The organism is Thioclava sp. UBA3469 (assembly GCF_002378135.1).
Classification (GTDB): domain Bacteria; phylum Pseudomonadota; class Alphaproteobacteria; order Rhodobacterales; family Rhodobacteraceae; genus Thioclava; species Thioclava sediminum.
On the sequence record NZ_DFRG01000036.1, the window covers coordinates 1 to 9,378 of the forward strand.

The following is a 9,378-nucleotide window of genomic DNA, read 5'->3' on the forward strand; positions in this document are numbered from 1 at the left end:
GTTGTCGCGCAGATAATCGAAGCCAAGCTCGTTATTCGTCGAATAGGTGATGTCGGCGGCGTAGGCCTGCTTCTTCTCGGGCTCGGCCTGGAAGGGCACGACGACGCCGGTGGTCAGACCCAGCGCGCCATAGACCTTGCTCATCCATTCCGCGTCACGTCGTGCGAGATAGTCGTTCACGGTGACGACATGTACGCCCTCGCCGGCGAGCGCGTTCAGATAGGCCGGGAAGGTCGCGACGAGGGTTTTCCCTTCGCCCGTCTTCATCTCGGCGATGTTGCCCTGATGGAGGAAGATGCCGCCGACGAGCTGCACGTCGAAGGCCCGCAGGCCGAGTGCACGTTTCGCGGCTTCGCGACAGTTGGCGAAGGCTTCGGGCAGGATCTTGTCGAGGCTTTCGCCCTCTTCCTGCACGCGACGCTGAAAGTCGCGCGTCTTTTCGATGATCTGTTCGTCGGAGAGGGCTGCGAATTCCTCCTCCAGCGCGTTGATCTTGGCCACCAGCGGGCGCACCGATTTCACCTTACGATCATTCGACGTGCCGAAGACCTTCTTCGCGAGTGTTCCGATGCCGAGCATGTAATCTCCGAGGGTAGCTGACCAGATCGTTATTCCCTGTGCCTTGTCGCATAGGGTTTGCTTGCCTAGAAGAGCTAGCGAAACAAGGCCGAAATGGCTCTTACAGGCCCTAGGCGATGTAAGGGGCGGCTGCCAGACTGTCAACGCCGCCTAAAGACGCGGCAGAAAGGAAGTGGCAAGGATGCCGAATCTGACGAAACTGTTCGCGAGCGTCGCGATCTGCGCAATGACTGCCGGGATCGCACAGGCCGATGACGCGAAAGCGCCTGCCGCCGCTGCGGATGCCGCGAAATCGGAAACCGCCGCCAAGCCGCGCACCGACCTGGGCGCCGACACCGTGGTCGCCACCGTGAACGGTCAGGATATCACGCTGGGCATGATGCAAACGGTACGCGACGGCCTGCCCGCGCAATACCAGCAGCTGCCCGATGACAAGCTGTTCCAAGGCGTCCTGGAGCAACTGATTCAGCAGACTGCGCTTGCCCAACTCGAAGAGAAGCGCATCACCCAGCGCGACAAGATCGCTCTCGAAGTGCAGAAGCGCGCGTATCTTTCGGGTGCGATGCTCAACTACACCGCTGACAAGGCCGTGACCGACGACGCCGTGCAGAAAGCCTATGACGCGAAATACGCCAAGGCCGAGCCGACCAAGGAATATCACGCGGCCCATATCATCGTGAAAACCAAGGAAGAGGCCGAAAAGATCAAGAAAGAGATCGACAACGGCGGCGACTTCGCGGAACTGGCGAAGAAGAACTCGACCGACGGTGCTGCGGCGAATGGCGGCGATCTGGGCTGGTTCAAGCTCGACGCGATGGTCAAACCCTTCGCGGATGAGGTTGCAGGCATGAAGGACGGCGAAGTCGCCGGCCCGATCCAGACCCAGTACGGCTGGCATGTCGTAAAGCTGCTCGGCACCAAGATGGTCGACGCACCGAAACTGGCCGATGTGCGCAAGAAGCTGGTTGGCGATATTCGCCAAGAGGCTGTCCAAAAACGCGTAAAGGCTGTTGTGGGCGAAGCCAAAATCGACAAGATGACCGACGGGATTGATCCGAGCGTTCTGAAAGATCAGTCCATCTTGGGTAGCAACTGATCGATCAAAAGGCGGGCGCGATGGCGAAGAAAAAGTTGAAGGATACCAAGGAGCTGAAGGCCAAGGTCAAGAAGCTCCGCGCCAAGGTTAAGGCGCTGAAGTCCGACCTTTCCGCCGCGCCCGCCCCTGCCGCTTCTGCGGCGCAGACAGAGGCGAAATCGGTGACGATTTCGCCGCTCGCCCCCGCGAAATTTCCCGATCTTCCGGAAATCGCGGGGGTCGAATTCGCCTCCGCCGCGGCGGGGATCAAATATGCCGGACGCACCGATGTGATGCTGGCGCGGATCGCGCCGGGCGCTTCGATCGCGGGCGTGTTCACCACCTCGTCCACCCGCGCGGCCTGCGTTCTCGACTGTCAGGAAAAGCTCGCGATGCGCGCGCCTGCCGAGACGGGCGCCGCGATCATCGTCAATTCCGGCAACGCCAACGCCTTCACCGGGAAAAGCGGTCAGGAGAGCGTCGACAAGGTCACCGGTGCGGTGGCTCAGGCGCTCGACATGCCGATCAGCCGCGTCTTCTCGTCCTCCACCGGTGTCATTGGCGAGCCGCTTCCGCATGACAAGATCGTCGCGGTGATCGACGGGCTGACGCAGCGCCTCTCCCCTGCCGGGATCGAGGATGCCGCGCGCGCGATCATGACGACCGACACCTATCCCAAAGGCGCTTTTGCCGAAGTCCAGGGCGAAGGCGGCAAGATCAAGATCGCCGGGATCGCGAAGGGCTCGGGGATGATCGCGCCGAATATGGCGACGATGCTGGTCTATATCTTCACCGATGCGAAAATCACGCCTGCGCGGCTGCAGAAGATGCTCTCGCGGCAGGTGGAGGATACGTTCAACGCGATCACCGTGGACAGCGACACCTCGACCTCGGATGCGCTGATCGTCGCGGCGACCGGGAAATCCAATGCCGCCGAGATCGCAGATCTGCGCTCGGAGCCCGCGAAGGCGTTCGAGGCCGGGCTGCGCGAGGTGATGATGGATCTCGCGCATCAGGTCGTCAAAGACGGCGAAGGGGCCACCAAATTCGTCGAGATCCGCGTGACGCGGGCGCGCTCGAACGAGGACGCGCATAAGATCGCGATGTCGATCGCGAACTCGCCGCTGGTGAAGACCGCGATTGCGGGCGAGGACGCGAATTGGGGGCGCGTGGTGGCTGCTGTCGGCAAGTCCGGGGCCGAGGCCGATCGCGACAAGCTCAAGATTTCCTTCGGCGATATGGTCGTGGCCGAGAAGGGCTGGCGCGTGCCGGATTACTCCGAGGAGGCCGCGAGCGCCTATATGAAGAATGACGAACTGGTAATCGGCGTCGATCTCGGGCTCGGTCGCGCCTCGAAATCGGTCTGGACCTGCGATCTGACCCACCGCTACATCGACATTAACGCGGATTATCGTTCGTGAAGATGGTTCTGGTATCCGCCGTCGCCCTGATCGACGCCGACGGGCGCGTGCTTCTGGCACAGCGCCCCGAGGGCAAGTCGATGGCAGGTCTGTGGGAGTTTCCCGGCGGCAAGGTAGAGGCGGGCGAGACGCCCGAGGCCGCGCTGATCCGCGAGCTGGACGAGGAGCTGGGCATTCAGACCCACCAAAGCTGCCTCGCGCCTCTGACCTTCGCCAGCCACGCCTATGACGACTTCCACCTGCTGATGCCGCTGTTCGCCTGCCGTAAGTGGGAGGGGATCGTCAGCCCGCAAGAGGGGCAGACCCTCGCCTGGGCGCGGGCGCGTGATCTGCGCGACTACGAGATGCCGCCGGCGGATATCCCCCTGATCCCGATCCTGCGCGATTGGCTCTGACTGGGGTTAGTCTCTGACCGGGGGTTACCGCGCGATTAACCTTCGTGACCTTTTCTCCCAGCTCTCGCCACTAACGCGGAGGGATCCCCGTTTACATTTGCCGTTCCTTAACGCCTTGCGCTTCTAATGAGCGCTCAAGGGAGGAACCTCATGCTCAGAACCATTCAGATCGGCAGCAGCGTCTTCGTTCAGGGAGTTTACGAACGGACGCTGGATTGCGGGCGCATTCTCGTGCGTGTCGGCGATGCGCTCTTTGCCGGGCATCCCGTCAATCGCTGACGCAGCCGGACGACAGCCACAGATGCAAAACGGGGGCCCGAAGGCCCCCGTTTTTATATTCGTAACTCGGTCCCGAAGGATCAGAGCGTCCGCTCGACCTCTTCGCGCTCGAAGATCTCGATGACATCGCCGGGGCGGATATCGTCGTATCTCTCGAAGGCCATGCCGCATTCCTGACCGGAGGGCACTTCCTTGACCTCGTCCTTGAAGCGCTTGAGCGTCTTCAGCGTGCCTTCGTGGATCACCACGTTGTCGCGCAGCAGGCGGACACCAGCCGAACGACGGGCCACGCCCTCGGTGACGATACAACCCGCGACCTTGCCGACGCCGGTGACCTTGAAGACTTCCTTGATCTCGGCGTAGCCGATGAAGTGCTCGCGGATCTCGGCCGACAGGAGGCCCGAAGCGGCGGCTTTGATGTCGTCCACCAGATCGTAGATGATCGAGTAGTAGCGGATCTCGACGCCCTTCTGGTTCGCAGCGTTGCGCGCAGGCGCATTGGCACGAACGTTGAAGCCGATGACCGGTGCGTTGGACGCCTCGGCCAGCGTGATGTCGGATTCGGTGATCGCACCGACGCCCGAATGCAGCACGCGCACGCGCACCTCTTCGTTGCCGACCTTCTCGAGCGCTTGAACGATCGCTTCCGCCGAGCCCTGCACGTCGGCCTTCACCAGCACGGGCAGTTCGGTGACGCTTTCGTCGGCCTTGGCTTTCGCCATCAGCTGTTCCAGCGTCGTCGCGGCACCGGCAGCGGCGCGTTTGTCCTTCGCGGCCTGCTCGCGGTATTCGGCGATCTCGCGGGCCTGCGCCTCGGTCTCGACGACGTTGAGAACGTCGCCAGCCTCGGGCGTGCCGTTGATGCCGAGCACCTCGACCGGAACCGACGGACCGGCCTCATCGACGCGGTCGCCCTTGTCGTTGATCAGCGCGCGGACCTTACCCCACTGCTCGCCGACGACGAAGATGTCGCCTTTGCGCAGCGTGCCGTTCTGCACCAGAACCGTCGCGACCGGGCCACGGCCCACGTCGAGCTTGGCTTCGATCACAGCACCTTGCGCGGCGCGATCGGGGTTCGCCTTGAGTTCGAGCAGTTCGGCCTGAAGCGCGATGGCTTCGAGCAGCTGGTCGAGACCCTTGCCGGTCTTGGCCGACACTTCCACGTCCTGCACGTCACCCGACATCTCTTCGACGACGACTTCGTGCTGCAGAAGCTGGGTGCGGACCTTCTGGGCATCCGCATCGGGCTTGTCGCATTTGTTGATCGCAACGATCATCGGAACGCCAGCGGCCTTCGAGTGATTGATCGCTTCGATGGTCTGCGGCATCACCGAGTCATCGGCTGCCACCACGAGCACCACGATATCGGTGACATTGGCACCGCGTGCACGCATCGAGGTAAAGGCCGCGTGGCCGGGCGTGTCCAGGAAGGACAGGGTCGCGCCGCTCTCGGTCTGCACCTGATAGGCGCCGATGTGCTGCGTGATCCCGCCAGCCTCGCCGGAGACGACGTTCGCCTTGCGGATCGCGTCGAGCAGCGAGGTCTTGCCGTGGTCGACGTGGCCCATGATCGTGACGATCGGCGGACGCGGCTGAAGATCTTCTTCCTTGTCGTCGACCTGATCGATGACCTGTTCGACATCCGCATCCGAGACGCGCACGGACCGGTGGCCGAATTCCTCGATCACGAGTTCCGCGGTATCGGCGTCGAGCGTCTGGTTCGCGGTGACCATCATGCCCATCTTCATGAGCGTTTTGACCACGTCGGCTGCGCGCTCTGCCATACGGTTGGCGAGTTCCGACACGATGATCGTCTCGGGAAGCTGCACTTCGCGCGACTGCTTTTCAGCACGCTGCGAGCCGCCCATCGCCTTCTGGCGCGCTTTTTCCTGCTTCCGCTTCATCGCAGCAAGCGAGCGCTGGCGGCCTTCGCCACCCGAGAGCGCATCGCTCAGCGAGAGCTTGCCCGAACGGCGGTTGCCGCGGTCATTGCCCTTGTTGTTGCGATCGTTGCGCGTGTCACGCTCACGATCCGTCTTGCGCGGACCCGAAGCGGACACACCCTTGGTCTCGGCGCGGGCGGCAGCAACCTCCACGGCAGCCTGATCGACCGGAGTGTCTTTCTTCGGTCCGCCCTTGCGGATCTCTTCTTTCTTCTTGTCGCGAAGTTCGGCCTCGCGCTTCTTGCGCTCGTCTTCTTCAGCCTTGGCCTTCAGGGCCGCTTCGCGTTCACGCTCCTCGCGTTCCTTGGCCTCAGCCTCGGCGCGACGACGCTCACGTTCTTCTTCGCGGGCTTTTTCCTCGGCCTCGCGGGCGGCGGCCTCTTCGACCTCACGCGCCTTCGCGGCCTGAAGCGCCTTCAGGCGACGCTCCATCTCGGCGTCGGAAATCCCGGCGGGGCGCTTCGACGGATCGCCAAGGGAAGTTTTGTTACCCCCTCCCTTACCAGCGCCTGCCGCCGGTTTGTTCAGCACCCGCTTCTTGCCTTTCGTCTCGACCACGACGTTCTTGGTGCGCCCGTGCGAGAAGCTTTGCTTCACCTGCCCGGGGCGCCCGCCGCCCAGTCCGAGAGTCTTTTTGCCGTCCGTATCGCTCATGCCGTCTTCGTATCCTTCATGGCGGTCTTGCCGCCGTCCTGCTTGCGTACGCCCGCAAGCCTCGATGCGTCTTCAATTACGCGCCGGGTGAGGCCACCGGCTGCAAGCGCGCCGTGTATCGCACGATCGCGGCCGAATGCCAAACCCAATTCCTGAGAGGTGAGGCAGCCGAACCAGCGCCCGCCTTCGGGCGTCCACAGCTTGCCCTTGCCCCTGTCCGAGCCGTCGCTTGCCTGTAGCAGCACTTTCGCGCGCCCCTCGGCCAGCCAGCCCTTGACCTTTTCGAAGCCGACAACCGCTTTGCCGGCCTTCCGCTCCAGAGAAATAAGCTCCACAACGCGAGAGGCAAGGGCCAGTTCCACCAATTCCACCAGATTTTCCGGGGTTTTGGCCGCCTGCTTCGCTGCGCGAGCAAACAATCCCTTTTTCATCGCCGTCTCGATGACGCCGCGTTCGGAGGTGACCCAGATTCCGCGGCCGGGCAGCTTGCCTGCCACGTCCGGATAGATCATCCCATCGGGTCCGAGCACGAAGCGGACAAGCCCCGCCTTCGGCTGAACATCGCCGGTAACGATGCAGCGCCGTTCGGGGTCGTCGTTGGTTTTCGGCTTTCCGCCGCGACTCATCTAAGCTCCTCTCCGGTCGGGACCGAGGCTTACGCCTCGGTTTCCTCTTCGCCTTCGTCTTCCGCGTCGCTTTCCAGCTCGGACGGGTCGACCCAGCCCAGCTGAATACGCGCGGTCATGATCAGGTTCTGTGCCTCTTCGAGGCTCACGTCGAATTTCTCGAGCAGACCGTCATCCTTCACGCGCTGACCGTCGACCGTGGTCCAGCCACCGGCCAGTTCCCAGTCGGCGCAGGTCGCGAAATCTTCCAGCGTCTTGACGTCATCTTTCGCGAGCGCCTCGATCATCTGCGGGGTCAGGCCTTCGAAGTCGAACAGCGACTGCTCGACGCCCATTTCCTTCGCCGCTTCCAGCGCCTTGCGGTTCTGCTCTTCGATCACGTCGCGGGCACGGGCCTGCAGTTCGCCTGCGGTGTCCTCGTCCACGCCTTCGATCGACAGCAGCTCGTCCATGTCGACATAGGCCACTTCCTCGAGCGAGGTAAAGCCCTCGGCCACGAGCAGTTGCGCGAAGAACTCGTCGAGGTCCAGCGCGTCGACGAACAGCTTGGTGCGCTCGGCGAATTCGGCCTGACGACGCGCCGATTCCTCGGCCTCGGTCAGGATGTCGATGTCGAGACCGGTCAGCTGCGAAGCCAGACGCACGTTCTGACCGCGACGGCCGATGGCGAGCGACAGTTGCTCGTCGGGGACCACGACTTCGATCTTCTGCGCTTCCTCGTCGATCACCACTTTCGACACTTCGGCCGGCTGCAGCGCGTTCACGAGGAAGGTCGCCTGATCTTCGTTCCACGGGATGATGTCGATCTTCTCGCCCTGAAGCTCGCCGACGACGGCCTGCACGCGCGAACCGCGCATACCGACACAGGCGCCGACCGGGTCGATCGAGTTGTCATAGGAGATGACGCCGATCTTCGCGCGCGAACCGGGATCGCGGGCCACGGCCTTGATCTCGATGATGCCGTCGTAGATTTCCGGCACTTCCATCTTGAACAGCTCGGCCATGAATTCCGGCGCAGTGCGGCTGAGGAAGATCTGCGGGCCACGGGTCTCGCGGCGTACGTCTTTCACATAGGCGCGGATGCGGTCGTTCGGGCGATAGCTCTCGCGGCCGATCTTCTCGTTGCGGCGCAGGATCGCTTCGCCACGGCCCACATCGACGATGATGTTGCCGTATTCCTCGCGCTTGACGGTGCCGTTGATGATCGTGCCGACGCGGTCCTTGAACTCTTCGTACTGGCGATCACGCTCGGCTTCGCGGACCTTCTGCAGGATGACCTGCTTGGCCGATTGCGCGGCGATGCGGCCCAGATCGACCGGCGGCACCTCGTCGACGATCTGGTCGCCGACCGAGGGGTTTTCGAGATACTGCTTCGCCTGCTCGACGGTCAGCTCGGCCTGATAGTTCTCCAGCTCCTCGTCTTCGACGACGGTGCGGACACGGGTGAAGGTCGCCTTGCCGGTCTTGCGGTCGATCGAGACACGGATGTCCATCTCCGCGCCGTAACGCGACTTCGCTGCGCGCGCGAGGCTCTCTTCCATCGCTTGGATCACCAGATCCGGGTCGATCATCTTTTCGCGCGCCACCGCCTCGGCGGTCTGCAGAAGCTCAAGCTGGTTGGCTGCCGTGATGGCCATCTCAGTTCTCCTCCTCGGGGGAATCGTCAATCTCGTCAAATTCAGCTTCGTCGACGCTTTCGGTCGCCTTCTTCTGGCGCAGCATCTCGTCGATCAGCTCATCGGTCAGCACCAGCTTCGCATCCGCGAGCCAGTCGAACTGGAGGCCGATCACGACGTCTTCGCCGTTCTCGTCCAGCTCGATCAGGACTTCCGACCCTTCGGTGCCGCGCAGGATACCCTTGAAGCGCTTGCGCCCGTCGATCTGCTCGGAGGTCTCGATCTTCGCCTCGTAGCCTTCCCAGATGTCGAAATCCTTAAAGCGAGTCAGCGGACGGTCGATGCCGGGCGACGACACTTCGAGCGTATATTTGTCCTCGATCGGGTCTTCCACGTCGAGGGCCGCGGACACGGCGGTCGAGATCGCGGCGCAATCGTCCACGACGATACCGCCATCGGGACGGTCAGCCATGATCTGAAGCGTGGCCGTCTTGCCGCCCTGCAGCCGCAGCCGCACGAGCTCGAAGCCCAGCCCCTCGATCACGGGGGTCACGATCTCGGCCAGACGCCGGTCGATGGCGGTCTTGGCGATCAGGTCGGTCATGTCTCTCTTTCCGATCCTACAAAAACAAAAAACGGGCCGTTGCGGCCCGTCACACGTTTCCGGTGGGCGTCAGGTTTGGACCCCGGCGCACCGCTGTTGATGGCGATATAAGCCTGTATTGCAGATTCCGCAAGGGGAATCAGCCGCGCGCGCCTGCTCCGGGGTTGTCGCGCCAGACGCGGAAGT

Annotated in this window: 8 protein-coding genes and 1 pseudogene; 4 read left to right on the forward strand and 5 right to left on the reverse strand. The window is 62.9% G+C overall.

All coding sequences use genetic code 11. The features are described from left to right. Positions 1 to 579 (reverse strand): annotated as a pseudogene (locus B3D39_RS02750) (preprotein translocase subunit SecA); the annotation flags it as partial. A 181-nt stretch (positions 580 to 760) separates the two neighbouring features. Between B3D39_RS02750 and B3D39_RS02755 the strand changes: the two are divergent. From B3D39_RS02755 to B3D39_RS02770, 4 genes are all read left to right on the forward strand, one after another. Continuing rightward, positions 761 to 1,675: a peptidylprolyl isomerase gene (locus B3D39_RS02755; protein ID WP_274962893.1), complete on the forward strand. Its 915-nt coding sequence runs from the start codon at positions 761 to 763 to the stop codon at positions 1,673 to 1,675. 20 nt (positions 1,676 to 1,695) lie between these two features. Beyond that, the gene (gene argJ / locus B3D39_RS02760; RefSeq protein WP_274962894.1) at positions 1,696 to 3,075 is read left to right on the forward strand and encodes a bifunctional glutamate N-acetyltransferase/amino-acid acetyltransferase ArgJ; all 1,380 of its coding nucleotides are present in this window, start codon (positions 1,696 to 1,698) and stop codon (positions 3,073 to 3,075) included. Further along, positions 3,072 to 3,470, forward strand: coding sequence for an 8-oxo-dGTP diphosphatase MutT (gene mutT, locus B3D39_RS02765; protein ID WP_078522238.1), 399 nt, complete (start codon positions 3,072 to 3,074; stop codon positions 3,468 to 3,470). Before argJ ends, mutT begins: the two co-directional genes overlap by 4 nt. 150 nt (positions 3,471 to 3,620) lie before the next feature. Beyond that, positions 3,621 to 3,749, forward strand: a complete 129-nt coding sequence (locus B3D39_RS02770; protein WP_093477229.1) for a hypothetical protein — start codon at positions 3,621 to 3,623, stop codon at positions 3,747 to 3,749. Between the two features lie 80 nt (positions 3,750 to 3,829). Here the strand turns inward: B3D39_RS02770 and infB are convergent, their stop codons facing one another. From infB to rimP, 4 genes are read right to left on the reverse strand one after another with little or no spacing between them, the layout of a single operon-like run. Further along, on the reverse strand, positions 3,830 to 6,346 hold the full coding sequence (gene infB, locus B3D39_RS02775; protein WP_078570702.1) for a translation initiation factor IF-2: 2,517 nt from the start codon (positions 6,344 to 6,346) through the stop codon (positions 3,830 to 3,832). Then, the gene (locus tag B3D39_RS02780; protein ID WP_078541598.1) at positions 6,343 to 6,972 is read right to left on the reverse strand and encodes an RNA-binding protein; all 630 of its coding nucleotides are present in this window, start codon (positions 6,970 to 6,972) and stop codon (positions 6,343 to 6,345) included. Before B3D39_RS02780 ends, infB begins: the two co-directional genes overlap by 4 nt. A gap of 29 nt (positions 6,973 to 7,001) precedes the next feature. After that, on the reverse strand, positions 7,002 to 8,609 hold the full coding sequence (nusA, locus tag B3D39_RS02785; protein ID WP_274962895.1) for a transcription termination factor NusA: 1,608 nt from the start codon (positions 8,607 to 8,609) through the stop codon (positions 7,002 to 7,004). Position 8,610: 1 nt separating this feature from the next. Then, positions 8,611 to 9,192 carry a ribosome maturation factor RimP gene (gene rimP, locus B3D39_RS02790; protein WP_274962896.1) on the reverse strand — a complete coding sequence of 194 codons (582 nt, stop codon included), beginning with the start codon at positions 9,190 to 9,192 and terminating at the stop codon, positions 8,611 to 8,613. Positions 9,193 to 9,378: the final 186 nt, after the last annotated feature.

Bases quoted from the DNA above. Each gene is read 5' to 3' on its own strand.
- B3D39_RS02770 (WP_093477229.1), top strand. From the start codon at position 3,621: ATGCTCAGAACCATTCAGATCGGCAGCAGCGTCTTCGTTCAGGGAGTT.
- infB (WP_078570702.1), bottom strand. From the start codon at position 6,346: ATGAGCGATACGGACGGCAAAAAGACTCTCGGACTGGGCGGCGGGCGC.
- rimP (WP_274962896.1), bottom strand. From the start codon at position 9,192: ATGACCGACCTGATCGCCAAGACCGCCATCGACCGGCGTCTGGCCGAG.
- argJ (WP_274962894.1), top strand. From the start codon at position 1,696: ATGGCGAAGAAAAAGTTGAAGGATACCAAGGAGCTGAAGGCCAAGGTC.
- B3D39_RS02780 (WP_078541598.1), bottom strand. From the start codon at position 6,972: ATGAGTCGCGGCGGAAAGCCGAAAACCAACGACGACCCCGAACGGCGC.
- nusA (WP_274962895.1), bottom strand. From the start codon at position 8,609: ATGGCCATCACGGCAGCCAACCAGCTTGAGCTTCTGCAGACCGCCGAG.
- B3D39_RS02755 (WP_274962893.1), top strand. From the start codon at position 761: ATGCCGAATCTGACGAAACTGTTCGCGAGCGTCGCGATCTGCGCAATG.